Annotated in this window: 25 protein-coding genes; 12 read left to right on the top strand and 13 right to left on the bottom strand. The window is 73.0% G+C overall.

Translation table 11 applies throughout. The features are described 5' to 3' along the window. The first annotated feature begins 64 nt into the window (after positions 1 to 64). Entirely contained in the window at positions 65 to 1,315 is a 1,251-nt protein-coding gene (locus IG54_RS0101865; protein ID WP_051819199.1) for a cytochrome P450, read from the top strand. 60 nt (positions 1,316 to 1,375) lie between these two features. Here IG54_RS0101865 and IG54_RS0101860 read toward each other — a convergent pair whose 3' ends face one another. Beyond that, positions 1,376 to 2,095, bottom strand: coding sequence for a 2OG-Fe(II) oxygenase (locus IG54_RS0101860; RefSeq protein WP_030776360.1), 720 nt, complete (start codon positions 2,093 to 2,095; stop codon positions 1,376 to 1,378). Further along, positions 2,092 to 2,589, bottom strand: coding sequence for a methylated-DNA--[protein]-cysteine S-methyltransferase (locus IG54_RS0101855; protein WP_030776358.1), 498 nt, complete (start codon positions 2,587 to 2,589; stop codon positions 2,092 to 2,094). Before IG54_RS0101855 ends, IG54_RS0101860 begins: the two co-directional genes overlap by 4 nt. 305 nt (positions 2,590 to 2,894) lie before the next feature. Here IG54_RS0101855 and IG54_RS0101850 point away from each other — a divergent pair, with 305 nt between their 5' ends. After that, positions 2,895 to 4,916: an NADPH-dependent 2,4-dienoyl-CoA reductase gene (locus IG54_RS0101850; RefSeq protein ID WP_030776355.1), complete on the top strand. Its 2,022-nt coding sequence runs from the start codon at positions 2,895 to 2,897 to the stop codon at positions 4,914 to 4,916. Positions 4,917 to 4,938: 22 nt separating this feature from the next. Further along, on the top strand, positions 4,939 to 5,472 hold the full coding sequence (locus IG54_RS0101845) for a PadR family transcriptional regulator (RefSeq protein ID WP_030776352.1): 534 nt from the start codon (positions 4,939 to 4,941) through the stop codon (positions 5,470 to 5,472). A 778-nt stretch (positions 5,473 to 6,250) separates the two neighbouring features. On the opposite strand, the gene IG54_RS0101840 is transcribed toward IG54_RS0101845, so the two are convergent. After that, positions 6,251 to 6,757, bottom strand: coding sequence for a hypothetical protein (locus IG54_RS0101840; RefSeq protein WP_030776349.1), 507 nt, complete (start codon positions 6,755 to 6,757; stop codon positions 6,251 to 6,253). Positions 6,758 to 6,942: 185 nt separating this feature from the next. Beyond that, positions 6,943 to 7,371 (bottom strand): nuclear transport factor 2 family protein, encoded by a 429-nt coding sequence (locus tag IG54_RS0101835; RefSeq protein WP_030776346.1) that lies wholly within the window; start codon positions 7,369 to 7,371, stop codon positions 6,943 to 6,945. A gap of 122 nt (positions 7,372 to 7,493) precedes the next feature. Here IG54_RS0101835 and IG54_RS0101830 point away from each other — a divergent pair, with 122 nt between their 5' ends. Continuing rightward, positions 7,494 to 8,105, top strand: a complete 612-nt coding sequence (locus IG54_RS0101830) for a PadR family transcriptional regulator (protein ID WP_051819198.1) — start codon at positions 7,494 to 7,496, stop codon at positions 8,103 to 8,105. Here the strand turns inward: IG54_RS0101830 and IG54_RS0101825 are convergent. The 4 genes from IG54_RS0101825 to dhaK all read right to left on the bottom strand — a co-directional run bounded on the left by IG54_RS0101825 (position 8,076) and on the right by dhaK (position 11,369). Beyond that, complete coding sequence (locus IG54_RS0101825) at positions 8,076 to 9,062, bottom strand: fibronectin type III domain-containing protein (protein ID WP_051819217.1); 987 nt, start codon at positions 9,060 to 9,062, stop codon at positions 8,076 to 8,078. The genes IG54_RS0101830 and IG54_RS0101825 overlap by 30 nt on opposite strands. Before the next feature lie 167 nt (positions 9,063 to 9,229). Next, positions 9,230 to 9,652, bottom strand: coding sequence for a PTS-dependent dihydroxyacetone kinase phosphotransferase subunit DhaM (locus IG54_RS0101820; protein ID WP_420712217.1), 423 nt, complete (start codon positions 9,650 to 9,652; stop codon positions 9,230 to 9,232). Further along, the gene (gene dhaL, locus IG54_RS0101815) at positions 9,645 to 10,271 is read right to left on the bottom strand and encodes a dihydroxyacetone kinase subunit DhaL (protein WP_030776338.1); all 627 of its coding nucleotides are present in this window, start codon (positions 10,269 to 10,271) and stop codon (positions 9,645 to 9,647) included. Before dhaL ends, IG54_RS0101820 begins: the two co-directional genes overlap by 8 nt. A 105-nt stretch (positions 10,272 to 10,376) precedes the next feature. Continuing rightward, complete coding sequence (gene dhaK, locus IG54_RS0101810) at positions 10,377 to 11,369, bottom strand: dihydroxyacetone kinase subunit DhaK (RefSeq protein ID WP_030776335.1); 993 nt, start codon at positions 11,367 to 11,369, stop codon at positions 10,377 to 10,379. Between the two features lie 320 nt (positions 11,370 to 11,689). Here dhaK and IG54_RS0101805 point away from each other — a divergent pair, with 320 nt between their 5' ends. After that, positions 11,690 to 12,352, top strand: a complete 663-nt coding sequence (locus IG54_RS0101805; RefSeq protein WP_030776332.1) for a hypothetical protein — start codon at positions 11,690 to 11,692, stop codon at positions 12,350 to 12,352. Positions 12,353 to 12,435: 83 nt separating this feature from the next. On the opposite strand, the gene IG54_RS0101800 is transcribed toward IG54_RS0101805, so the two are convergent. Continuing rightward, on the bottom strand, positions 12,436 to 13,281 hold the full coding sequence (locus tag IG54_RS0101800; RefSeq protein ID WP_030776329.1) for a class I SAM-dependent methyltransferase: 846 nt from the start codon (positions 13,279 to 13,281) through the stop codon (positions 12,436 to 12,438). Between the two features lie 116 nt (positions 13,282 to 13,397). Between IG54_RS0101800 and IG54_RS0101795 the strand changes: the two genes are divergently transcribed. The 4 genes from IG54_RS0101795 (at position 13,398) to IG54_RS0101780 (ending at position 16,389) form a co-directional block, all read left to right on the top strand. Continuing rightward, complete coding sequence (locus IG54_RS0101795; RefSeq protein ID WP_030776327.1) at positions 13,398 to 13,982, top strand: TetR/AcrR family transcriptional regulator; 585 nt, start codon at positions 13,398 to 13,400, stop codon at positions 13,980 to 13,982. Positions 13,983 to 14,087: 105 nt separating this feature from the next. Then, on the top strand, positions 14,088 to 14,777 hold the full coding sequence (locus tag IG54_RS0101790) for an ABC transporter permease (RefSeq protein WP_030776326.1): 690 nt from the start codon (positions 14,088 to 14,090) through the stop codon (positions 14,775 to 14,777). Beyond that, positions 14,774 to 15,454, top strand: a complete 681-nt coding sequence (locus tag IG54_RS0101785) for an ABC transporter permease (protein WP_030776323.1) — start codon at positions 14,774 to 14,776, stop codon at positions 15,452 to 15,454. The genes IG54_RS0101790 and IG54_RS0101785 overlap by 4 nt, the downstream gene beginning before the upstream one ends. Further along, the gene (locus IG54_RS0101780) at positions 15,451 to 16,389 is read left to right on the top strand and encodes an ABC transporter substrate-binding protein (RefSeq protein ID WP_030776320.1); all 939 of its coding nucleotides are present in this window, start codon (positions 15,451 to 15,453) and stop codon (positions 16,387 to 16,389) included. The genes IG54_RS0101785 and IG54_RS0101780 overlap by 4 nt, the downstream gene beginning before the upstream one ends. 63 nt (positions 16,390 to 16,452) lie before the next feature. On the opposite strand, the gene IG54_RS0101775 is transcribed toward IG54_RS0101780, so the two are convergent. Genes IG54_RS0101775 through IG54_RS0101760 form a run of 4 tightly spaced genes read right to left on the bottom strand, consistent with a single transcriptional unit; the run spans position 16,453 to position 20,582 of the window. Beyond that, positions 16,453 to 17,616 (bottom strand): ABC transporter ATP-binding protein, encoded by a 1,164-nt coding sequence (locus tag IG54_RS0101775; protein WP_030776318.1) that lies wholly within the window; start codon positions 17,614 to 17,616, stop codon positions 16,453 to 16,455. Positions 17,617 to 17,638: 22 nt separating this feature from the next. Continuing rightward, positions 17,639 to 18,286 (bottom strand): LutC/YkgG family protein, encoded by a 648-nt coding sequence (locus IG54_RS0101770; RefSeq protein WP_030776316.1) that lies wholly within the window; start codon positions 18,284 to 18,286, stop codon positions 17,639 to 17,641. After that, on the bottom strand, positions 18,283 to 19,770 hold the full coding sequence (locus tag IG54_RS0101765) for a LutB/LldF family L-lactate oxidation iron-sulfur protein (protein WP_030776313.1): 1,488 nt from the start codon (positions 19,768 to 19,770) through the stop codon (positions 18,283 to 18,285). Before IG54_RS0101765 ends, IG54_RS0101770 begins: the two co-directional genes overlap by 4 nt. Further along, on the bottom strand, positions 19,767 to 20,582 hold the full coding sequence (locus IG54_RS0101760) for a (Fe-S)-binding protein (RefSeq protein ID WP_051819216.1): 816 nt from the start codon (positions 20,580 to 20,582) through the stop codon (positions 19,767 to 19,769). Before IG54_RS0101760 ends, IG54_RS0101765 begins: the two co-directional genes overlap by 4 nt. Positions 20,583 to 20,720: 138 nt before the next feature. On the opposite strand from IG54_RS0101760, the gene IG54_RS0101755 reads away from it, so the two are divergent. The 3 genes from IG54_RS0101755 (at position 20,721) to IG54_RS0101745 (ending at position 23,805) form a co-directional block, all read left to right on the top strand. Next, on the top strand, positions 20,721 to 22,022 hold the full coding sequence (locus tag IG54_RS0101755) for an alpha/beta fold hydrolase (protein WP_030776308.1): 1,302 nt from the start codon (positions 20,721 to 20,723) through the stop codon (positions 22,020 to 22,022). Positions 22,023 to 22,134: 112 nt separating this feature from the next. Then, positions 22,135 to 22,902: a PIG-L deacetylase family protein gene (locus IG54_RS0101750; protein ID WP_030776306.1), complete on the top strand. Its 768-nt coding sequence runs from the start codon at positions 22,135 to 22,137 to the stop codon at positions 22,900 to 22,902. A gap of 69 nt (positions 22,903 to 22,971) precedes the next feature. Next, positions 22,972 to 23,805, top strand: a complete 834-nt coding sequence (locus IG54_RS0101745; RefSeq protein WP_030776303.1) for an enoyl-CoA hydratase/isomerase family protein — start codon at positions 22,972 to 22,974, stop codon at positions 23,803 to 23,805. Positions 23,806 to 23,812 lie beyond the last annotated feature (7 nt).

Below are 23,812 nucleotides of genomic sequence, written 5' to 3'. Positions count from 1 at the left end.
CCCGGCGGCAGCCGGGGCCCGTGCTGACGGCCGCGGCCGGTGAGCGGCCCCTACTGTCCTGGCCATGGAGAACACGCGCACCGCCGCCGTCCCTGTCTCCTGGGCCGACCGCATGGCGGAGCAAGCACCCTTCGATATTTTCAGCGAGGCCTATCGCGACGACCCGAACCGCTTCACCGAACGGCTGCGCGGTCGGCACGGACCCGTCTACCGCCTTCCCTCCGGTGCGCTGGTGCTCCTCGGTTACGCCGAGTGCGCCGCCGTGCTGCGTGATCCACGGTTCGGACACGGGGCTGCCACCGCGCGTGACATCACCGGCTACGGCGTGCCCGCGCGCTCCTTCCTGCTCACCGATCCGCCCGCTCACGACCGCCAACGGGGCCAGGTCAGCGGCGCCTTCACCGCCCGGGCCACCGACCAGCTCCGTCCCGGGATGGAACAGCGTGTCGCCGAGCTGATCGACCAGGCCTGGCGACAGCGCGAGGTGGACGTCGTCGCCGACCTCGCGCGACCACTGGCGGCCTCGGCGCTCTCGGAGGTGCTGGGCCTGCCACCCGGACACGAGCGCCACTTCGGGGAGATCGCGGAACTCCTCGTGCGCGGCACCGACCCGCAACAGCCCACCGATCCCGCTACCCGGTCGCGCATCGCCCGGGCCCGCACCGACTTCGTCCGGATCTTCACCCAGGTGCTGCGCCGTCCTCCCGAGGAGTGCGGCGCCGGCGTCATCGGCTCCCTGGCCCACGGTGGCGCGCGGGGAGAGGGCCCCGTACCGCTGAGCGAGGCCGTCGCCACCTGCGGACAGATCATCGCCGCGGGGTACGAAACGACGGTAGGGCTGATCGCGAACGGCCTGTACGCCCTGTTCCGCCATCCCGAGGAGCGCGAGCGCCTGGAGGCCACCGGCTTCCACCCCGCCCCCGTGGCCACGGCCGTGGAGGAGCTGATGCGCTACGACCCGCCCATTCACCTCGCGGTGCGCACCGCGCTCACCGAGGCCGAAGTGGGTGACACCCGAGTCCCCCGAGGGACGATCCTCACCTTGATGCTCAATGCCGCCAACCGGGACCCCGGCGTCTACGCCGATCCCCACCGCCTGGACCTTCGGCGCACCGGCAGGCACCTCGCGTTCGGCCTTGGACCCCACTTCTGTCTGGGGGCGCCTCTTGCCCGGCTGGAAGCACAACTCATGCTCCCCGCCCTGCTGCGCTGCCGACCGGAGCTGGCGGAGGACCGGGTGACCTATGGCTGCGGCTTCGTGGCCCGCCGCGTCCAGCGGCTCCGCGTCCGCCTCACCAGACGGCCCGCGCTGTAGGACACGGCCGCGGCGTCGGCCGGTGCTGCCGACGCCCGCCCAAGGGCCTGGGCAGGGGCCTCAAGCAGCTTCGTGGAAGACCAGCCCGAGCGACCTGCGCAGGCCCGAGCGCACCACGCTGACACCGTGCCGCACCGGGCTCGCCGACCAGCCGCGCGCCGAGCGGACGGGGCGGTCGCGGGTGGTGAAGACCAGGCCGTGGCCCTGCTCCAGGACAGTCGACGTGCCGCGTGACTGTGCCCGAGGGCGCTGCTCGACCAGCAGGAACTCGCCGCCCGTGTAGTCGGCGCCCTGCTCGTCCAGGCCGATGACGACCTGGAGCGGGAAGACCAGGTCGCCGAAGAGGTCGCGGTGCAGGGCGTTCCAGTCGCCCTCCTCGTAGCGCAGCAGGATCTGCGCGGACTTGGTCTGGCCTGCGGCGTGGCACCGCGCCAGCCACTCGTCGAGGGAGTCGGGCCAGGGCGCCGGGCGGCCCAGGCGGTCCGCCCAGTCGCGTGCCACGGTCAGCAGGTGGGGGTAGAGGGCCGCCCGCAGCGCGGCCACCGGGCGGGGGAGGTCATGGGTGAAATAGCGGTACTGGCCGGAGCCGAAGCGGTGGCGTGCCATGTCGACCGTGGAGCGGAACCGGGCCGCGTCGTCGTAGAGCCCCGCGATCCGGCGGCACTCGGCGGGGTCGATGAGTTGCGGGGTGAGCGCGCAGCCGTGCGTGTCCAGCTCGGTGGCGAGCGCGGTCCAGTCGGCCGCGTCGACCGCCGCCGTGATCGCCCGCGCGCTGGTCATGCCGCTTCCAGGTCGAGCAGGTGGCGCTTGCGCTCCAGGCCGGCCGCGTACCCGGTCAGGGAGCCGTCGGCGCCGATCACCCGGTGGCAGGGGCGCACGACGAGCAGCGGGTTGCGGCCGATGGCCGTGCCCAGGGCCCGGACCGCGGCCCGGGACAGGCCCAGCTGTTCCGCGAGGCGTCCGTAGGTGGTCGTGGTGCCGTAGGGGACCGTGTCCAGGGCGTCCCAGACCCTGCGCTGGAAGGCGGTGCCCGCCCCGGCGGCGTACTCGATGTCGAAGTGGGTCAGGCTCCCGGCGAAGTACGAACGCAGCTGGGCGGCGATCGCTTCGAACGCGTCGTCGTCGCGGGTCCAGCCGTCCAGGACGACGGCCGCGCCCTTCTGGCCCGGCATGGACAGCGAGACGAGCGCGGTGCCGCCCTTGGCGGTGGCCGATGCCTCGCCCACCAGCAGCAACTCGCCCAGCGGGCTGTCTGTCGTCGTGTAGACGGTCATCGGACTCTCCTTGGGTGCGGGGGGTGACTGGAATCCAGTCTGCGTCCCGCGCGGGGTGGCGGCTGGCGGGATTCGGACATGGCGCTCGCCCGGCCAGAGCCCCGCCCAAGCGCCCGATCCGCCCCGGGCCCGCCCGAGCGCCCGATCCGCCCCGAGCCCGCCCGAGCGCCCGAGTCGACCCGGGCCCGCCCGAGCCGACCTGTGCCGGGCCGTGAGACGCCGCTCACGCTTTATGCAACTAGTTGCACAACACTTTGCGCGTCGTCTACAACTGTCCTGTAGACACCGCGTACGGAGGGGCCCGCATGAGCCGTTACCCGAACCTGCTCAACCCGCTCGACCTGGGCTTCACGACCCTGCCCAACCGGGTCCTGATGGGCTCCATGCACGTGGGCCTGGAGGAGGCGCCGAACGGCTTCGAGCGCATGGCGGAGTTCTACGCGACCCGCGCGCGCGGCGGCGTCGGCCTCATCGTCACCGGCGGCATCGCCCCGAACGACGCGGGACGCCCCTACCCCGGCGGCGCCAGGATGACGACCGAGGCGGAGGCCGCGCAGCACGCGGGCGTCACCGCGGCCGTACACGCCGAGGGCGGCAGGATCGCGATGCAGATCCTGCACTTCGGGCGGTACGCCTACCACCCCGACCTCGTCGCACCGAGCGCCATCCAGGCGCCGATCAGCCCCTCGGTGCCGCGCGCCCTCAGCGACGACGAGGTCGACCAGACCATCGAGGACTTCGTCCGCGCCGCGGGCCTCGCCAAGCTCGCGGGCTACGACGGCGTCGAGATCATGGGCTCCGAGGGCTACCTGATCAACGAGTTCATCGCGGCCCCCACCAACCAGCGCACCGACCGCTGGGGCGGCGCCTACGAGAACCGCATCCGCTTCCCTGTCGAGATCGTCCGCCGCACCCGCGAGCGCGTCGGCGCGGACTTCATCATCATCTACCGCCTCTCCATGCTCGACCTGGTCCCCGGCGGCTCCACCCTCGACGAGGTCGTCCAGCTCGCCAAGGAGATCGAGGCCGCGGGCGCCACGATCATCAACACCGGCATCGGCTGGCACGAGGCACGCATCCCCACCATCGCGACCTCGGTGCCGCGTGGCGCCTACAGCTTCGTCACCAAGAAGCTGATGGGCGAGGTCTCCATACCGCTCGTCACCACCAACCGCATCAACACCCCGGAGATCGCCGAGCAGTTGCTCGCCGAGGGCGCCGCCGACATGGTGTCCCTGGCCCGCCCGCTCCTCGCCGACCCCGACTTCGTCGCCAAGGCGAAGGCCGAGCGGCCCGAGGCGATCAACACCTGCATCGGCTGCAACCAGGCCTGCCTCGACCACACCTTCAACCTCCAGATCACCTCCTGCCTGGTGAACCCGCGCGCCTGCCACGAGACCGAACTGGTGCTCGCGCCGACCCGCACCAGGAAGCGTCTCGCCGTCGTCGGCGCGGGCCCCGCCGGACTCGCCTTCGCCGTCTCGGCGGCCGAGCGCGGCCACGACGTGACCCTCTTCGACGCCGCCTCCGAGATCGGCGGGCAGCTCAACGTCGCCCGCAAGGTCCCCGGCAAGGAGGAGTTCGACGAGACCCTGCGCTACTACCGCACGCAGCTCGAACTGCGTGGCGTGAGCGTCGAGTTGAACACCGTCGTGACCGCCGAGGAGCTTGTTGGTGCCGCGTACGACGACGTGGTCGTCGCCACCGGCGTCACCCCTCGCACCCCCGAGATCCCCGGCATCGACCACCCCAGCGTCGTCGGCTACCTCGACGTGCTGCGCGACAGCGCGCCCGTGGGGGAGCGGGTCGCGATCATCGGCGCGGGCGGCATCGGCTTCGACGTCGCCGAGTACCTCACCGACGGCGGCGAGAAGGCGAGCCTGGACCCGGCGACGTACTTCCGCCAGTGGGGCGTCGACATGGACTACCGCGAGCGCGGCGGGCTCACCCGGCCCGAGCGGCCCGCCCCGCCTCGCACGGTCCACCTGCTCCAGCGCAAGACGTCCAAGGTCGGCCAGGGCCTCGGCAAGACCACGGGCTGGATCCACCGCACCGAGCTGCGCCACCGCGGCGTCACGATGGTGGCGGGCGCGAGCTACGACCTCATCGACGACGCGGGCCTGCACATCACGGTCGACGGCGTGTCCTCCGTCATCCCCGTCGACACCGTCGTCCTGTGCACCGGCCAGGAACCGCGCCGCGGCCTGTACGACGAGCTGCTCGCCGCCGGGTGCAGCGCGCACCTCATCGGCGGCGCCGACGTGGCCGCCGAGCTGGACGCCAAGCGCGCCATCAAGCAGGGCACGGAGCTGGCCGCGACCCTCTGAGCCCGTCCTTAGGATTGCCCCCATGTCACTCCCGCACGCGATCCTCACCGCTCTCCTCGAGAAGCCGTCGTCGGGGCTCGAACTGACCCGCAGGTTCGACAAGTCGATCGGTTACTTCTGGTCGGCCACGCACCAGCAGATCTACCGCGAGCTGGGCAGGCTGGAGCGCGAGGGGTCGATCCGCGCGCTGCCGCGGCAGGGGGTGGCGCGCGGCCAGAAGAAGGAGTACGAGGTCCTGCCGGCGGGCCGCGCCGAACTGGCCCGCTGGACCGCGACCGGCCAGGACCCGAAGCCGATGCGCGACACCCTTCTGCTGCGCCTGCGGGCGGCGGCGGTCGTCGGCATGGACGGCATCCAGGCGGACCTGCACCGCCATCTCGCCCTGCACCGACGCCAGTTGGCGGAGTACGAGGAGATCGAGCGGCGGGACTTCCCCCCGGAGAGGGACGCGGTCGAGGACCGGCTGCGACATGTGGTGCTGCGCGCGGGCATCGACCTGGAGACGTTCTGGACGCAGTGGCTCACGCGGACGATCGAGGAACTCGAAGGGCTGTGACGCCGGGGCGCTGGGGCGCTGGCCGAGGTCTGCGCCGCCCTGGGCCCGGCTGGGGCTGGGCCGAACCCGGGGCGCGCCGGATGTCGGGTGGGTGCGGCGCCTGCCGGGGTGATGAGTACGCCGGAGGCATAGAGGTGCGGGGGGCGGTGGGTGGTCCTGGGGGTGTTCCGCGGCCCGGGGTTGGCGCCGGGGCGAGCGTGCCGGATGTCGGGTGGGTGCGGCGCCTGCCGGGGGTGGTGTGTACGTCGGAGGGGCAAGGCGCGGGGGACGGTGGGTAGTCCCGGGTGCCCCGTGGCCTGGGGCCGGGGGGAGTGTGCCGGATGCCGGATGGGCAGACGTGCGGGGGCGGCGGGTAGTCCTAGGGGCCCCGCGGCCCGGGGCGAGCGTGCCGGATGCCTGATAAGTGCGGGCCCTCCCGGAGATGGTGCGTACGCCCGAGGGGCAAAGGTGCGGGGCCGACGGGGTAGTCCTGGGGGTGCCGCACGGCCTGGCACCGGGGTGAGCGTGCCGGATGCCCGATGGGTGCGGCCCCTCTCGGGGGGCGTACGCAAAGGTGCGGGGTCGGCGTCGGGGCCGGGCCGGGGGCGAGGCTCCGCGGGCCGTGGCCAGCGGCCCGGATGTCTGATGGGTATGGCCCCTCCGGGGTGGCGCGGACGCCCGAGGGTAAAGGTGCGGGGCGACCCGCCTGCCTGCGTGGTCCTCGCGGCGGCTGCCGCCCACCCGGTGTGGTGATGGGTGGGCGGCAGCCGTAGGTGCCGCTGTTGTGCCGGGACCGGCGTCAGAGCCGGTTGCCCGCGGCGCGTCGCCGCAGGTACCAGAGGCCGCCGCCCGCGGCCGCCGTGGCCACCAGGGCCCCGCCGGTGACGAGCGTGAGCGAGCCCCGGTCCTCCGAACCGCCCCCGAGTCCACCCCGGACGCCGCGCGATGGCGTGGCCGTCGAGGAGGCCGTCGGCGTGCCGCCGACGGTGACGGTCTGAGGCCCGGCCTGCGAGCCGTCCTGACAAGCGACCAGGACCGTGTAGGAGCCGGCACTGACATTCCGCCAGGTGGCGCTGCCATTCGTCAGCGGCATCTGCTGGCCGCCCGCGAAGCTCGCGTTGCCGGCGCCCATCAGTGAGGCCGTTCCGCCGGTGGCACACGCGGCGGTGGTGACCTGCACAGTGGACCCGGTGGCGGTCACGGAGATCCCGCCGCCCGCGAACGCCGACGGAGCGGCCAGCGCCAGCGGCAGCGCGGCGGCGGCTACGGTCAGGCCGGCACGGACATATATCTGACTAGTACGCATGAGTCTGCCCTCCGGTGGCACGGGAGGCGGTACAACCCATGCGCCGCCGCGGATCGGGGAACGCCCGTGCTACCTGACGAAGAGCCAACGTGCCGTGGGCGAGGACCGCATGCGGACTGCCTCCGGGCAGGTGACGGAATCCTTCGTCCGGCGCACAGCTGACCCGCCGTCACCCGCCGCAGGCCTCACTGGGGGGCCGGCACGAGCCCGTCCGCGACCAGGCCCTCGTACACGGCCTGACCGAGCGCCTGCACCGCGGACTGCGGGCGCACCATCACCGTGAATTCCTTGATCCGGCCCTCCGCGTCGAAGTGCAGCAGGTCGATGCCGTGGATCTCCTTGCCGCGCACGGTCGTACGGAACAGCAGTACGGCCGACTCGGCCTCGCCGCCGTCGGCGCTCGTCCGCGCCTCTCCGGTGTGCGACCCGACGTACCGGAAGTCCTCGAACGTCCGCAGCAGCACGCCGAAGAGCCCGAGCACCATCGGCCTGCCCTCGAAGGGGGTGAACTTCACCGGGCTGTAGAAGCGGATGTCCGGTGTGAACAGATCCTCCAGCGCGTCGAGGTCGCGCTTCTCGACAAGGGCGCGGAAGCGCTCGGCGGTGGGATGCATGGGATGCATGGCGGTCCTCCAGGGCATAGAGCATCGGGCATAGTCATCAATCTGACTACTCAGATTGATGACTATGATGGGGTGCGAGACAGTCAAAGGGAAGGGAAGGGGGGAGCCGGGCGATGGCTCTGCGGCACGCGGTGCTCGCGGCACTGCTGGACGGCGAGTACAGCGGCTATCAGCTGGCCAAGGGCTTCGATATCGGCGTGGCCAACTTCTGGCACGCCCTGCCCCAGCAGCTCTACGCCGAACTGGCCAAGCTGGAGACGGAAGGCCTGATCACCGGCCGGGAGGTGGTCCAGGAGGGCCGTCCGAACAAGCGGCTGTTCCGCGTCACCGACGAGGGCCTCGCCGAGATGGAGCGGTTCGCGGCACGTGCCGCCAAGCCGTCCTTCATCCGCGACGACCTGCTCGTCAAGGTGCAAGCCGTCGACGGCGTCGCCGCGGGACCGGTGATCGAGCAGCTCACCGAGCGCGCCGAGATGGCCGACGCCAAGATCGAGCTTCTCGAAAAGCTCCTGGTGAAACTGCGCGGCGGCGCGGGCGAGGACGAGTTCCTGCGCACCGGCGAGCGCGTCGGCCCCTATCTGACCTGTCTGCGCGGGCTTGCCTTCGAACGCGAGTCCCGTGACTGGTGCCGGCGCACGGCGGCCCTGTTGAGCGAGCGGGCCGCCGGCGCGCGCGGGCGTCGCCGAGGGGCGGCGTCAGCCCGTGGTGACCGTCCGCCCGGGTGAGTAGGCGCCCCACGTTCCGTCGGGCAGCTTGGGCCGGATCCGCACCTGGTGCCGCTCCCCGGCCTTCCTGCCGATGTAGAAGCTGTGCTCGGCCTTGCCGCGCGGCGCCGTTCCGCCGAAGACGAGCGAGGTGGCGGTGCGGCCGTCCAGCTGGATCTGGTACTCCGTCACCGCGCCGCCCGTGCGCGGCGGCGTCCAGGACAGATCGATGTAGTACGCCCCGTCGGCGCGGTGGGTCGCGGCCCGGAACCCGATGGGTGCCGTCGCGCGCCCCGCGTCCTTTCCGGCCGCGGTGGTGAGCCGGACCTGCGGGCTCGCGGCCGAGAAGTTGTCGGCGGCGTCGCGGGCCTTGACCGTGAAGGTGTAGTCGGTGCCGGGCCGCAACCCGGTGACCAGTGTCGCGGTCTGCCCACCGCCCACGCTGTGGATCTTCGAGCTGCCCTGGTAGATCTCGTACGAGGCCACGGCCCGGTTGTCCGTCGACCTCCCCCAGGACAGCATCGCCGACCGGTTCCCCTCGGCCTCCCCGCGAAGCCGTGCGGGCCGGGTCGGCGGCTTGTGGTCGGCGGCGGCCGCGGCGGGCGTCGTGACGGTGAGCCTCCTGCTGTCCGGGCTGACGTTCCCCTCGGCGTCGCGGGCGCGCACGGTGAAGGCGTACGTGGTCGACGGTTTCAGGCCGACGATGTCCACCATGTGCTTCCTGCCGGGCACGTCCTTGACCTTCTTGGTGTCGCGGTAGACCTCGTAGCCGGTGACCTCGGTGTCGTCGGTGGCTTGGTTCCACATGACGTGGGCGGTGGTGGCGCTGCCCGCCTCCACGGTGAGGCCCCGGGGCGCCGCCGGGGGCCCGGTGTCCTGCCGGTCGTCCCGGCCGCCCCCCGCGCAACCGCTCAGCGCCACCGCGACGACGACGGTCAGCAGGGCCGACGGGGTGGACAGGTGGGGGGTCCGTCGCACGGTGCCGCCTTCCACTCGACGCCATTGGTCCGGACCTATTGGACAGGGGTGGGCGGGCCACATCAAGAGGTCGTACGTGCCCCGTTCCGGTCGGCGGGTTCGGTCGGCGGGCTCGGGTCGGCGGGCTCCGGGGGCCGTCGCTGCCGCTGGTCGCCTCCGAGGGCGGGTCACACCTTCCGGTAGGCGTACGCCTCCCGGGCCGCCGACTCGACCGCGGCGAGGTCGGCGCCGGCCGACGCGGTCACCACGGCCGCCACCGCTCCCTCCACGAACGGCGCGTCCACCAGGCGGGCACCGTCCGGGAGTTCGTCGCCCTCGGCGATGAGCGCCTTCACGGTGAGGACGGCGCTGCCGAGGTCGGCGAGGATCGCGACGCCCGCTCCCCGGTCCACCTGCGCCGCGGCCGCCGAGATCAGCTCCGCGCTCGTCCCGAGGCCCCCGTCCTCCGTCCCGCCGGCGGCGGCCACGGGGGCCGTGGTGGCGCCCCCGGCGAGCCCCGCGGCGAGGGCGGCCACCGCCTCGGCGACGGGGCCGCTGTGCGACACGAGGACGATGCCGACCAGCGGGCCGGCCAACGGATCGTCAGCCATCGCCCGCCGCCCGCCCGCCCGCGCCCGCCGCGGTGTCGGCGAGCGCCTCGAAGAGCAGCGCCGACGAGGTCGCGCCCGGGTCCTGGTGCCCGATGCTGCGCTCGCCCAGATAGCTGGCCCGGCCCTTGCGCGCCAGCAGCGGCGTGGTCGCGAGCGCGCCCTCCCGCGCGGCGTCGCGCGCCGCGCCGAACGACGTGCTGAGCGCGTCCACCCCGGGGACGAGGGCGTCCAGCATCGTCTTGTCGCCGGGCGCGGCGCCGCCGAGCGCGGCCACGGCGTCGACGCCGGTGCGCAGCGCCTCGGCGAAGCTCGCCTCGTCGACCTCGGCGTCGTCGCCGAGCGCCTTGCCGGTGCGGCGCAGCAGTGTGCCGTAGAGCGGCCCGGACGCACCGCCCACGGTGGAGATCAACTGCCGTCCCGCCAGGGTGAGGACGGCCCCCGGGGTGGTGGGCGCCTCCTTCTCCAGGGTGGCCGCGACGGCGGTGAACCCGCGCTGGAGGTTGCTGCCGTGGTCGGCGTCACCGATGGGCGAGTCCAGCTCCGTGAGCCGCGCGGCCTCACGGTCGACGGCCGAGGCGGCGGTCGTCAGCCAGCGGCGGAAGAAGTCGGCGTCGAGCACGGGTTCTCCTTTGCATGATCGGTCTTGCATGATCGGTCTTGCGCGATCGGTCTTTCGTGATCGGATCGGTTTCGCGTGATCGGTCGAGCGGGCGTGGGCCGGGTGTCAGACGCCCCAGCGGAGCGCCGCGGTCCTGACCGGCGCGTCCCAGAGCCGCAGCAGTTCCTCGTCGACCTGGCAGAGCGTGACGGATGCCCCGGCCATGTCCAGCGAGGTCACGTAGTTGTCGACGAGCGTGCGCGCCACGGGCACGCCCCGCTCGACGAGGACGCGCTGCACCTCGGCGTTGAAGCCGTACAGCTCCAGGAGCGGCGTGCCTCCCATGCCGTTGACGAGCAGCAGCACGGGATTGCGCGGGCGCAGGTCCTCCAGTACGGCGTTCACGGCGAAGTCGGCGATCTCGCGGGAGGTCATCATCGGGCGCCGCTCACGCCCCGGCTCGCCATGGATGCCGACGCCCAACTCCAACTGTCCTGCGGGTAGTTCGAAGGTAGGGCCACCCTTGGCCGGGGTGGTGCACGCGGTCAGGGCCACCCCGAAGCTGCGCGAGTTCTCGTTGACCCGACGGGCGACCGCCTCGACCCGCTCAAGCGGCATGCCCGCGTCGGCCGCGGCGCCCGCCAGTTTCTCGACGAAGAGTGTCGCGCCGGTACCGCGGCGCCCGGCGGTGTAGAGGCTGTCGGTGACCGCCACGTCGTCGTTGACGAGGACCTTCGCCACCTGGATGCCCTCGTCCTCGGCCAGCTCCGCCGCCATGTCGAAGTTGAGCACGTCACCGGTGTAGTTCTTCACGACGAACAGCACACCTGCGCCGCTGTCCACGGCGGCCGCGGCCCGCACCATCTGATCCGGCACGGGCGAGGTGAACACCTCCCCGGGGCAGGCGGCGGAGAGCATTCCCGGCCCCACGAACCCGCCGTGCAGCGGCTCGTGCCCGGACCCGCCGCCCGAGACGAGGGCGACCTTCCCGGCGACGGGGGCGTCCCTGCGGACGATCACGCGGTTCTCGACGTCGACCGTCAGCTCGGGGTGCGCGGCGGCCATGCCCCGCAGCGCGTCGGCGACGACCGTCTCGGCGACATTGATGAGCATCTTCACGGGGGACCTCCTGGTGAGAGGGCGGCTGCTGCAAACGGTATACGCGGGCGCGGCACGGCGCGGGGCGGTCCGGTGTGCTGCGCGGCGCGGGGCGGGGCGAGGCGGCCCGATGCGGCCACTCCGCGGATGAGCCGGGCGTTCTCCGGTCGGCTCGGCGGCTTGAAACGCCGGGCGCTCACCGGCGCACAGGGGCGTCGCGCCCGCTCCGCCGACCGCCCCTCGTGCTCCCGCGCGACGTGCGGCAACCATGGACCGGGCCCGCCCACCCCCCGACGGTTGACGCAGCATCACATCCGGCACCTGCGACAGAGGAGATGCCCGTGATCCACATCAGCGAATCCCTCGTGCTCCAGACCGTCGAGGGCTTCCTCACCCCCGACGAGCTGACCACTCTGCGCAAGATCATGGACGCCGACCCGCAACTCGCCGGCTGGGCCCCGCGCTTCGAGGCGGAGGTCGTCACCGCTCCGCCGCAGGCCCAGGAAATTCTCCAGCAGGCCACCACCAGGGCCGTGCCCGCCCTCCGGCGCGCCATCCCGTCCCTGCGGTACGCCGCGCCCTGGGCCTACACCGTCCTGACGGCCGGGCAGCGCATCCCCACGCACGTGGACGGCATACCGGACCCGGGCACCGAGCACTGCCGCCTCGGCAGGATCGGCGTCGTGCTGGAGGAGGCGGACAGCGGCGGGGAGTTCTACGTCGATACCACCGCCGACGACGGTATCTGGAGCGGGCGGGTCGTCGGCGAGAAGGAGAACTTCCTGCCCGGGACACCGCTGACCAGGAGCGTGCCGCACGCCCCCGGCCCCGACAGCTACCCGCACCACAGCGTCCCGGAATGGCTGGCCGCCGCCGATCGCACCCGCTGGCTCACGGACGCCGGCGCGGGCGTCGCCGTCGCCTACGGCGCCCAGGTCATCCACGGGGTACGGCCCGTACGCGGCGGCCGGCTGAGGAAGTTCGTCACGGACCTGCTGACCTGACGGGCGGCATGCCACCGCCGTCCCGCCCGGCTTCACGCGCCGCGCGCACCACGCGGGCCCGGTGCTCCTCCCATCAGGCCGCACTACCCGGGGCGGACGGCGGTCACCAGGAGGGCGGTGCTGAGCAGACGCACGGCGCCGTCACGCTCGTAGGGACGCAGGATCTCCGTGAGCCTGTGCCGGGCGCGGTCCTGGGCCTCGGGCGCGACCTGGCTCATCAGATGGCGTCCGGGCCCGGAGCCGAGGAGGAGGCCTGCCGCGTCCGCCGCGTCCCGCCCCCAGATTCCGTACGCCTCCACGCGCTCCGTCCCGATCCGCTCGAACCCGGCGTCCGCCAACAGACCGCGTGTCCGGTCCGCGTCCGCGAGGGAGAACATGCCGGGGCCTCCGGGTGCGCCGAAACCGCCGACGGGAAGGATGCCGCGCAGCGCGCCGAACGCCCGCAGCCATGCGTTGTCCTCGGGGTACGCGCCGCAGATGAACGCCGCGCGCCCGCCGGGGCGCAGCGCCCGGCCGATGTTGGCGAACGCCGCCACGGGGTCCGCGAAGAACAGCACGCCGTAACGGCTGATCGCGACGTCGTACGCGCCTTCCGCGAGGGCGTGGACCTGGGCGTCCCCCTGTTCGAAGGTGACGTTGTCGAGGCCCTCCTGCCGCGCGGTCAGGCGCGCGCGCTCCAGCATCGGCGCCGACAGGTCGAGGCCGAGGGCATGGCCGCGGCTCGCCCGGCGCGCGGCGAGCCCGGTCGTCCGGCCCGCCCCGCAGCCGATGTCCAGGACGCGGTCGTGCTCGTCGATCGAGGCGGCGGCCAGGAGCGGGGCGTCGAAGCCCCCGTTCACCGCGTCCCAGCGATCCTGGTTGCGCGCCCAGTGCTCGCCCTCGTAGCCGTTCCACGCCTGCGCCTGCTCGATGTTGACGATGTCCCGCACGCTGTCCGCCCCCTGGTGGCCGAGGCGCCCCACCCGACTAGTATGGGCGCTCGCCCAAACAGTATGGGCGAGCGCCCATACTGGCAAGGGGCGTCCGTGCCACAGGAGGAGAATCCATGTCACCGCGCGGAGTAGCGATCCCCGGCCTTCGGCAGCGGCTCTTCGACGCCGCCGAGCGGATCGTCGCCCGGGACGGCGCGTCGGCCCTGACCAGCAGGGCGATCACGGGCGAAGCGGGCTGCGCCAAGGGGGTGTTGCACACGCACTTCGGGGGAGTGGACGCGTTCGTCGCCGAGTTGGTGCTCGACCGGTTCGCGCGCACCGCGACAGAGGCCGCGAAGCTGCCCGCCCGCGCGGGCCGGCACACCGTCGCGGACAACCTCGTCGACGTCGCGCTGTCGCTCCTGAACTCCCTCGCCCCCGGGGTCGTGGGCCTGGCCATGGCCAGCCACGCCACCTCCCGGGCCATCCGCGAGGCGCTGGCGGCGGGCGCGCCGGGCTTCACCGCGATCCAGGATGCGCTCACCGACTACCTGGACGCCGAACTGCGCCTCGGCCGCCTGGCGGACGGTGCCGACACCGCCGCGATGGCGCTCGCCCTTGTCGGTACCGTCCACCATCTCCTGATGACCGGCTGGGCCGGCCCGCCCGACCCCCGCGAGCAGACGGAACGGCTGGTGGCACTGCTCGTATCCCGCTGAGTCCGGGCCCGGCGGTGCCGAGGCCCACCCCGGTGACGTGACGGGGCGCGCCCGTACGGGTCACCAGAACGAGCCGCGTCCGCCGCCCCGGCCTTGAATGGACAGGTGACCGCGCCTCCCGACGACTGCCTCGCGCGCAACGAGTGGATCTGCGGCGAGTATCTGAGCACCCGCCGCCAGATCCTGCTCGACGCGGTCGTCCAGCACCTCCAGCTGACCGCCCTGTCCGTACTGATCGCGCTGGTCATCGCCGTGCCCCTCGCCGTGCTCGCCCGCCGCTGGGGATGGGCGGCGGGCCCGGTCCTCGCGCTCACCACGATCCTGTACACCATCCCCTCGCTCGCGATGTTCTCGCTGCTGCTCCCGGTGTACGGGCTCTCCGCCTCCCTCGTCGTCGCGGGCCTCGTCCTCTACTCGCTCACCCTGCTCGTACGGAACATCCTCGCCGGGCTCCGAGCGGTCCCCGAGGACACCCGGCAGGCCGCCCGCGGCATGGGATACGGCCCCGTCCGCCTCCTCCTCGCCGTCGAACTGCCCCTCGCGCTGCCAGCCGCCATGGCGGGCCTGCGCATCGCCATGGTCTCCGCGGTCTCCCTGGTCACCGTCGGCGCGATCGTCGGCTTCGGCGGCCTCGGCAACCTCATCTACGCGGGCATGAACACCTACTTCAAGGCACAGGTACTCACCGCATCCGTCCTCTGTGTCGTCATCGCCGTCGCCGCCGATGTGCTGCTCCTCGGCGTACAGCGCCTCCTCACCCCCTGGGAGAGAGCGTCGGGGGCGGCCCGCCCATGAAGACACTCGGCGACGCCTGGGCGTGGCTCGCGGACTCCGCCCACTGGGCCGGCGACGACGGCATCTGGCACCGGCTCACCCAGCACCTCGTACTGACTGCCGTCTGCCTGCTGATCAGCTGCATGATCGCCCTGCCCGTCGCACTTGTCCTCGGCCACCTCGGCAAGGGCGGCGCCCTCGCGGTGAACATCTCCAACGTGGGCCGCGCGGTCCCCACCTTCGCGGTGCTCGTCCTGCTGCTCCTCACCCCGCTCGGCAAGTGGGGCGACGGCCCGACCGTCGTCGCCCTCGTCCTGTTCGCCGTGCCGCCGCTGCTCACCAACGCGTACGTGGGGATGCGCGGGGTCGACCGCGGAGTGGTGCAGGCGGCGCGCGGCATGGGGATGACCGGGCGCCAGATGCTCTGGCGGGTCGAACTGCCGCTCGCGCTTCCCCTGGTCCTCAGCGGCGTGCGCATCGCCGCCGTGCAACTCGTCGCCACCGCCACCATCGCCGCGCTCGCCGGCGGCGGCGGGCTCGGCCGGATCATCACCGCGGGCTTCAACCTGGCGAGCACCCCGCAGGTCGTGGCGGGCGCCGTGCTCGTCGCCGTGTTCGCGCTGCTCGTCGAGGGCGTCTTCGAGGTGGCCGAGCGGGTCGCGCCGAGGTGGGCGCGGGGGCGGGGGAGCGCCGGATGAGACGGCACACCGCCCTGGCCGCGGCCCTCCTCGCCCTGGTCGCGGGCTGCGCGTCCGGGCCCGCGCTGGAGAACCGGGGCGAGGTCACCGCACCCCCCGGGGACAGCAAGAACCTCGTCGTCGGCTCCGCGGGCTTCACCGAGTCCGACCTGCTCGCCCAGATGTACGCGCTGCTCCTGAAGAAAGCCGGATACGGTACGCGGATCCTCTCCGTGGCCAACCGCGAGCTGTACGAACCCGCCCTGGAGGCCGGTCAGATCGACGTCGTACCCGAGTACGCGGCGACCTTCGCGGACTGGCTCAACGCAAAGAAGAACGGCGCCGACGCGCCGCCCGTCGGTTCGCCCGACCTCGACACGACCATGAAGGCCCTGCGCCGCCTCGCCGCCCCGCGCGGCCTGACCGTCCTCGACCCCGGCAGGGCGGTCGACCAGAACGCCTTCGCCGTCGCCGCGTCGTACGCCCGGCAGCACCGGCTGAAGACCCTCGGCGACCTGGGCAGGTCGGGCCTGGGGGTACGGCTCGCGGCGGGCGACGAATGCGTACGGCGCCCCTACTGCGCGCCGGGCCTGAAGAAGGTCTACGGCATCGACATCACCGGCGTCGACCCCAAGGGCGTCGGCACGACGCAGGCCAAGAAGGCCGTGCAGAGCGGACAGGACCAGATGGTGCTCACGACGTCCACGGACGCGACGCTCGACGACTTCGGGCTCGTACTCCTCAAGGACGACAAGCGGTTGCAGAACGCCGACTACATCGTGCCCGTCGTCAACCGCTCGCGGGCGGGCAGCGAGGGCGTCGCGGCTGCGCTCGGGCGGCTCAACTCCGTGCTGACCACGGCCGACCTCGCGTCCATGAATGAGCAGGTGGACAGCTGGCGGCGGCTGCCGCAGGACGTGGCGCGGGCCTATTTGCAGGACAAGGGGCTGCTGTGAATCCTCCGCTGCGGGCGCCTCGTGGCTTGTCGCGCAGTTCCCCGCGCCCCTTACAGGGGCGCTTCACGCATCGGCCACTGAGTCGAACTCCACCTCGTCGCGCGCCACGCCCTGCGCGTCCGCGTCCACCGAGCGGCGCAGCGCCTCGTGCAGCTTCGCCGGGGTGAGGACGCCGAGGAAGCGCGCCCCGTCGAGGACCGCGACCCAGCCCGCGTCGTGCTGGAGCATCACGCCGAACGCCTGCTTGAGCGGCGCGCCCACCGGCACCCAGGAGTTCATGCGGTGCGCCAGGTCGCCGACCGTTCCGCCCGAGCCGGCCAGCGCCACCTCGTCGACGCCCACCCAGCCGTGCAGATCGCCGCCCGCGTCCAGGACGACGGCCCAGCGCGCCTCCTGCGCGCGCAACCGGGCCGCCGCCTGCGCGGCGGGCTCGTCGAGGCGGGCGATCGGCGGCTCCTCCAGGTCGTCCGACTGGATCTCGGTCACCGAGAGCCGCTTCAGACCGCGGTCGGCGCCCACGAACTCGGCGACGTACGGCGTCGCGGGCGCCCCGAGCACCGCCCCCGGAGTGTCGAACTGTTCGATACGCCCCTGTCCGTACACCGCGATGCGGTCGCCGAGGCGGACCGCCTCCTCGATGTCGTGCGTGACCAGGAGGACCGTCTTGCGGACGGCCGCCTGCATCCGTAGGAACTCGTCCTGCAACTGCTCGCGCACCACCGGGTCCACCGCGCCGAACGGCTCGTCCATGAGGAGGACGGGAGGGTCGGCCGCCAGGGCGCGCGCCACGCCGACGCGCTGGCGCTGGCCGCCGGAGAGCTGCTCGGGGTAGCGGGAGCCGAACGTCTTCGGGTCCAGGCCCACCAGGTCGAGCAGTTCGGCCGCACGGGCCCTGGCCCTGGCCTTCTTCCAGCCGATGAGGGCGGGCACCGTCGCCGTGTTGTCGAGGACCGTGCGGTGCGGGAAGAGGCCGACCTGCTGGATGACGTAACCGATGCGGCGGCGCAGGCGCACCGGGTCCACGCCCGCGACGTCCTCGCCGTTCACGAGGATGCGGCCCGACGTGGGCTCGATGAGACGGTTCACCATCATCATCGTCGTGGTCTTGCCGCAGCCGGAAGGGCCCACGAGCGTGACCAGTTCGCCCTCGGCCACCTCGAAGGAGAGGTCGTCCACGGCCGTCGTGCCGTCCGGATAGCGCTTCGTCACCTGCTCGAACCGGATCATGCCCTCACGCTAGCCGCGCCCGTCACCCGCCGCTCACCAGCACCACCTCCAGGGTGCGCGGCCCATGCACCCCCTCCACCCGGTCCAGCTCGATGTCGCTGGTGGCGGACGGTCCCGAGATCCAGGTCAGCGGCCGTCGCGGGTCGAGCCGTCCGAGGGCGCGCGGCACGGACGGGACGACCTGGCCGGGAACGCGTACGACACAGATGTGGTGGTCGGGGACGAGGGTGATGCGGCGCCGGCCCTGGTCGGGGGAGCCGTCGAGGACCAGCGTGCCGGTCTCGGCGACGGCGACCGCGCAGCCGGTGACGACGCTGTCCACCCGGTCGAGATCGCGCGCGGTGTCCGCGGCCCGGTCGGGGACGCGCGTGGCAGCGGCGGCCGCCAGCCAGTGCGGGGGCAGGCCGGGCGGCACGAGCACGGTCCTTGAGCCGCGTGCGGCGAGCAGCCGCGCCAGCAGCTCGGGCAGCTCCGCATCGGCGCAGCGGTGCACGAGCGCGCGGTAGTCCGCCAGGTTCTCCGCGAGCAGGTCGACGGTCTGTCCGGCCGTGCGCTCACCGTGCTCCCGCAGATAGTCGCGGCCCACCACCCGCTCGTACGGGGTCTCGTCGTCCGGCACATCGGCCAGTGCCCGCCGCACCCGGCCGAGGATCCGGTCCCTGCTGCTCACTCTCCGTCCCCTTCGGTCTTGCCGCCGCGCGTGCGCTGCCACCAGTCGCGGAACGGTTCCGCGGGGACCTTCGGCAGCTCCCGGGTCGCGCTCCAGGCCCGCCCCGGCCCCGGCAGCGTGCGCGGATGGAGCCGCCGGGTGCGGGACGCGAGGCGCTGGCCGAGACGCAGCACCCCGGGGCGGGTGAACGCCAGGCCCGCCGCGCGCATCGCCGCCCGCTCCGCCGCGTGCCCCTTGGCGGGCTTCAGCGTCACCCTGTTGCCGTGCCGGGTGACCGCGCCGCCCTGGACGACGCGCTCTCGCAGATGTACGAGGACCTCGGGGATGTCGATGGCGACCGGACACACCTCGTAACAGGCCCCGCAGAGCGTGGAGGCGTACGGCAGGGAGGCGTCGATCTCGCTCCGGGTGCCTCGCAGCTGCGGGCTGAGGATCGCGCCGATCGGACCCGGATACACCGAGCCGTACGCGTGGCCGCCCGCCCGCTCGTAGACCGGGCATACGTTCAGGCACGCCGAGCAGCGGATACAGCGCAGGGCCTGGCGGCCCACCTCGTCGGCGAGCGTGTCGGTGCGGCCGTTGTCGAGCAGGACCAGGTGGAAGGCGCTCGGGCCGTCCTCGTCGGTGGTTCCGGTCCACATCGAGGTGTACGGGTTCATGCGCTCGGCCGTCGAGGAGCGGGGGAGCGTCTGGAGGAAGATCTCCAGGTCGCGCCAGGCCGGGACGACCTTCTCGACGCCGACGACGGAGATCAGCGTCTCGGGAAGGGTGAGGCACATCCGGCCGTTGCCCTCCGACTCCACGACGACCATGGTGCCGGTCTCCGCGACCATGAAGTTCGCCCCGGAGATCCCCACCTTCGCGCGCAGGAACTTCTCCCGCAGGTGGCGGCGGGCCGCCTCGGCGAGTTCGCCGGGGGAGTCGGTGAGGCCCTCGGGTGCCGGGCGGCCCCAACTGCCCATCTCCCGCTCGAAGATGTCACGGATCTCGCCGCGGTTGCGGTGGATCGCGGGCACCAGGATGTGCGAGGGGCGGTCGTCGCCGAGCTGCACGATGAGTTCGGCGAGGTCCGTCTCGTAGGCGCGGATGCCCTCGGCCGCGAGCGCTTCGTTGAGGCCGATCTCCTGGGTGGCCATCGACTTGACCTTGACCACCTCCGTCTCGCCGGTCGCCTTGACCAGGCCCGCGACGACGCGGTTCGCCTCTTCGGCGTCCGCCGCCCAGTGCACGGTGCCCCCGGCGCGGACGACGGACTCCTCCAACCGCACCAAGTAGTGGTCGAGACGGCGCAGCGTGTGGTCCTTGACGCGCTTGCCCGCCTCGCGCAGCTCCGCCCAGTCGGCCAGCTCGGCGACGGCCTTCGCGCGCTTGTCGCGGATGGTGTGGGTCGCGTGGCGCAGGTTGGCGCGCAGCGTCGTGTTGCCCACCGCCTCACGGGCGGCTTCGGGGAAGGCGGGCATGCCCACGAAGGTGCCGCCGCTCATGACAGGGACTCTTGTTGCACGCTCGCCGACATCTCCGCGCTGGCCGACATCTCCGCGCTGGCCGACATCTCCGTGCTCGCCAGGATCTCCGCGATGTGGACGGGACGTACGCCGCTCCTGAGCCGTGCCATCGTGCCGCCGATGTGCGTCAGACAGGAGTTGTCCGCCGCGCACAGCACCTCGGCGCCGGTCGACTCGGCGTGGCGGACCTTGTCCACGCCCATCGCCGCGGATACATCGGAGTTCTTCACGGCGAAGGTGCCACCGAAGCCGCAGCACTCCTCGGCGCCGGGCAGCTCCACCAGTTCGAGCCCCTTGACCGCCCGGAGCAGCCGGGCGGGCCGCTCACCGAGTCCGAGGCCGCGAAGACCGTGGCAGGTCGGGTGGTAGGTGACCTTGTGCGGGTAGTACGCCCCGACGTCCGTGACCCCGAGGACGTCCACTAGGAACTCGGTCAGTTCGTACGTCTTCGGGACCACCGGCGCGAGGTGCCGCGCGAGGCCGCCTCCGCGCCCCTCGGCCCGCGCCCGCTCGCCCATGCGGGGATACGCCTCGCGGACCATCGCCCCGCACGAACCGGACGGCGTGACGATCGCGTCGTACGCATCTGCCCCGAAGACATCGGTGAAATGCCGGGCGAGCGGCTCCGCCTGATGCCGGTAGCCGGTGTTGTAGTGCGCCTGCCCGCAACAGGTCTGCGCCATCGGGAAGTTGACCTCGACGCCCAGTCTGGTCAGCAGTTTCACCACCGCGCGGCCGGTATCCGGATAGAGCGTGTCGTTGACACAGGTCAGGAACAGGGCGACACGCATCGCGGGTTCCTCCTCGTGGATCATCGGATGGATGCAGCGTACGTGGCGGTGGAGCACCGGGGGAGTCGTTCGTACGCGCCTGCGGATGTGCTGGACTGGTCCCGGGATCAGCCCTCGAACAAGTGCCCAGGAGCAGCTTTGACCCTCATGTACCGCCAGCCGGGAGTCGTCCTCGCCGACCGCCGCTTCAGCGTGCCGCTCGACCACGACGATCCGGCGGGGGAGCGGATCGAGATCTACGCCCGCGAAGTGGTCTCCGCGTCGCACGTCGGCGCGGACCTGCCCTGGCTGGTCTACCTCCAGGGCGGCCCGGGCTGCGCGGCCCCCCGCTTCCACGGCAAGGAGTCCTGGCTCGCCCGCGCCCTGCGGGACTTCCGCGTGCTCCTGCTGGACCAGCGCGGCACCGGCAACTCCTCGCCCGCCAACCGCCAGACGCTCCCGCTGCGCGGCGGCCCCCGCGAACAGGCCGACTACCTCGCGCACTTCCGCGCCGACTCCATCGTGCGCGACTGCGAGGCGATCCGCCCCGAGGTGACCGGCGGCGCCCCCTGGACCGTCCTCGGCCAGAGCTTCGGCGGCTTCTGCGTAACGCACTACCTGTCGGCGGCGCCCGAGGGCCTTGCCGCCGCGATCGTCACCGGCGGCCTGCCGCCCCTCGACGGCCACGCCGACGACGTGTACCGCGCGACCTATCCGCACATGGCGCGCAAGAGCGCCGCGCACTACGCCCGCTACCCGCAGGACGTCGAGCGCGCCCGCCGTATCGCCGCCCACCTCGCCGAGCACGAGCCGGTCCTCAACGGCGGCTACAAACTCACCGTCCCCGCCTTCCAGTCCCTCGGCATGCTGCTCGGCATGGGCGACGGGAGCGACCGCCTGCACTACCTCCTGGAGGACGCCTTCGTCCGTACGCCGTCGGGGACCGTGCTCTCCGACGCGTTCCAGGAGAACGTGCAGGCCGCCCTCTCGCACGCGGGCAACCCGCTCTTCGCCGTGCTGCACGAGGCGATCTACGGTCAGGACGAGCGGCCCACGGACTGGGCGGCCGAGCGGGTGCGGGCCCAGTTCCCGGCGTTCGACGCGGGCAAGGCGCTGGCGGGCGACGAGCCGGTGCTGTTCACCGGCGAGGCCGTGCAGCACTGGATGTTCGACACCGATCCCGCGCTGCGCCCGCTGCGCGAGACCGCCGACCTGCTCGCCGCGCGCACCGACTGGCCGCGCCTGTACGACGTGGACCGCCTCGCGGCGAACGAGGTGCCCGTGGCCGCGGCGGTCTACCACGACGACATGTACGTGGACGCCGGGCACTCGCTGCGCACCGCCCGCGCCATCCGAGGGCTGCGCACCTGGGTCACGGACGAGTTCGAACACGACGGGCTGCGGGCGGGCGGCCCGAGGGTCCTCGACCGGCTGCTCGCGATGGTGCGCGGGGAGGCGTGAGGTACGGGGAGGTGTGAGGTACGGGCAGGTGTGAGGCGCGGTCCGCTCGTTGACGCGGGCCTGGTCAGGCCGCGGGCAACTCCTCGACACGGGGCCCGGTTAGGCTGCGGTCATGACCGAGTCGCACACCGCAGCCGAGGCCGCAGCGCCCGCCCAGCTCACCCCCATGCCCGAGGACTGGCGGCGCGCGCTCGCCGTCGTCGCGCACCCCGACGACCTGGAGTACGGGTGCGCGGCGGCGATCGCGGGCTGGACGGACGGCGGCCGTGAGGTCGCGTACCTCCTGGCGAGCCGCGGCGAGGCCGGCATCGACACGATCGACCCCGCCACCTGCGCGCCGCTGCGCGAGCGGGAGCAGCGGGCGAGCGCGGCCGTCGTCGGCGTGGACACGGTGGAGTTCCTCGACCACAGGGACGGCGTCATCGAGTACGGCACGGCGCTGCGCCGCGACATCGCCGCCGCGATCCGCAGGCACCGGCCCGAGCTGGTCATCACGCTCAACTACCGCGACACGTGGGGCGGCGTCGCCTGGAACACCCCCGACCACGTGGCGGTGGGCCGGGCCACGCTCGACGCCGCGGCGGACGCGGGCAACCGCTGGATCTTCCCCGAGCTGATCGCCGAGCAGGGCCTCGAACCGTGGGACGGCGTGCGCTGGGTCGCCGTCGCCGGTTCGTCGACGCCCACGCACGCGGTGGACGCGTCGGCGGGGCTGGACCGCTCGGTGGCCTCACTCCTCGAACACCGCACCTACATCGAGGCGTTGACGGACGAGGACCCCGAGAAGTACTGCCGTACGTTCCTGACGGGCAACGCCGAGGCGCTCGCGCCGCGCTTCGGCGGCAGGCCGGCCGTCGGCTTCGAGGTCTTCAGCCGCTGAGCCTTCAGAAGAAGGAGCCGCACCCCTACCCTGACGGCCCATCAGAGACGTCGCGGCGTGGGGGTGCGGATGATCGACACCATCGGCGGGGACATCCCGGCGGGCGAGGAGCGGCTGCGCCTGGACGTCGAGGACGGGATCGGGATCCTCACCCTCTGCCGCCCCGGCAAGCTCAACGCGTGGAGCTGGGAGTCGACGCGCCAACTGGGCCTGTTCGCCGACCGGATCCGCTTCGACGACTCGATCAGGGCGGTCCTGCTGCGGGCCGAGGGCCGGGCGTTCTGCGCGGGCATCGACATCACGGCGCCGGGCGGCGCGATCACGGGCCGCTCCGGTGCCGAACGGGCCCACCGCACGTACGAGGGCGTGCGCTGGGCCCACGAGCGTTTCCGGGCCTTCGCCGGGCTTCCGCAGCCGGTGGTCGCGGCGGTACAGGGGTACTGCCTGGGCTTCGGCTTAGAGCTGGCGCTCATGGCGGACGTGCGGGTCGCCGCGGACGACGCGGTGTTCGCCTTCCCCGAGGCTCAGGTGGGCGTCGCCGTCGACGCGGGCGGCGACCTGCGCGTCGCGCGCGAGGCGGGCGCGGGCTGGGCCAAGCTCCTCGCGCTCACCGGGCGCCGCATCGACGCCGCCACGGCCGAACGGCTGCACCTGCTCCAACAGGTCGTCCCGCCAGGTGAGTTGGCGGATGCGGCGTACGCGCTGGCGGCCGAGATCGCGGCGAACGCCCCGCTCGCCGTGCGCGGCATCAAGCGCGGCATCGACGCGTACGCCGACGCGGGGCTGGCCGGGGCGCTCGACCGCGTGGCGATGAACGCGGCGATCACCCTCACCTCGGAGGACTCCCGGGAGGGGTACGGGGCGAAGGGGGAGGGGCGCACGCCGACGTTCGAGGGGAGGTGAGGCCGCG

The sequence above is a fragment of the Streptomyces sp. NRRL S-920 genome (assembly GCF_000717945.1).
Lineage (GTDB): Bacteria > Actinomycetota > Actinomycetes > Streptomycetales > Streptomycetaceae > Streptomyces > Streptomyces alboniger.
This window is presented reverse-complemented; position numbering and strand designations above follow the sequence as displayed.

Bases quoted from the DNA above. Each gene is read 5' to 3' on its own strand.
- IG54_RS0101865 (WP_051819199.1), top strand. From the start codon at position 65: ATGGAGAACACGCGCACCGCCGCCGTCCCTGTCTCCTGGGCCGACCGC.
- IG54_RS0101860 (WP_030776360.1), bottom strand. From the start codon at position 2,095: ATGACCAGCGCGCGGGCGATCACGGCGGCGGTCGACGCGGCCGACTGG.
- IG54_RS0101855 (WP_030776358.1), bottom strand. From the start codon at position 2,589: ATGACCGTCTACACGACGACAGACAGCCCGCTGGGCGAGTTGCTGCTG.
- IG54_RS0101850 (WP_030776355.1), top strand. From the start codon at position 2,895: ATGAGCCGTTACCCGAACCTGCTCAACCCGCTCGACCTGGGCTTCACG.
- IG54_RS0101845 (WP_030776352.1), top strand. From the start codon at position 4,939: ATGTCACTCCCGCACGCGATCCTCACCGCTCTCCTCGAGAAGCCGTCG.
- IG54_RS0101840 (WP_030776349.1), bottom strand. From the start codon at position 6,757: ATGCGTACTAGTCAGATATATGTCCGTGCCGGCCTGACCGTAGCCGCC.
- IG54_RS0101835 (WP_030776346.1), bottom strand. From the start codon at position 7,371: ATGCATCCCACCGCCGAGCGCTTCCGCGCCCTTGTCGAGAAGCGCGAC.
- IG54_RS0101830 (WP_051819198.1), top strand. From the start codon at position 7,494: ATGGCTCTGCGGCACGCGGTGCTCGCGGCACTGCTGGACGGCGAGTAC.
- IG54_RS0101820 (WP_420712217.1), bottom strand. From the start codon at position 9,652: ATGGCTGACGATCCGTTGGCCGGCCCGCTGGTCGGCATCGTCCTCGTG.
- IG54_RS0101795 (WP_030776327.1), top strand. From the start codon at position 13,398: ATGTCACCGCGCGGAGTAGCGATCCCCGGCCTTCGGCAGCGGCTCTTC.
- IG54_RS0101785 (WP_030776323.1), top strand. From the start codon at position 14,774: ATGAAGACACTCGGCGACGCCTGGGCGTGGCTCGCGGACTCCGCCCAC.
- IG54_RS0101780 (WP_030776320.1), top strand. From the start codon at position 15,451: ATGAGACGGCACACCGCCCTGGCCGCGGCCCTCCTCGCCCTGGTCGCG.
- IG54_RS0101775 (WP_030776318.1), bottom strand. From the start codon at position 17,616: ATGATCCGGTTCGAGCAGGTGACGAAGCGCTATCCGGACGGCACGACG.
- IG54_RS0101765 (WP_030776313.1), bottom strand. From the start codon at position 19,770: ATGAGCGGCGGCACCTTCGTGGGCATGCCCGCCTTCCCCGAAGCCGCC.
- IG54_RS0101760 (WP_051819216.1), bottom strand. From the start codon at position 20,582: ATGCGTGTCGCCCTGTTCCTGACCTGTGTCAACGACACGCTCTATCCG.
- IG54_RS0101750 (WP_030776306.1), top strand. From the start codon at position 22,135: ATGACCGAGTCGCACACCGCAGCCGAGGCCGCAGCGCCCGCCCAGCTC.
- IG54_RS0101745 (WP_030776303.1), top strand. From the start codon at position 22,972: ATGATCGACACCATCGGCGGGGACATCCCGGCGGGCGAGGAGCGGCTG.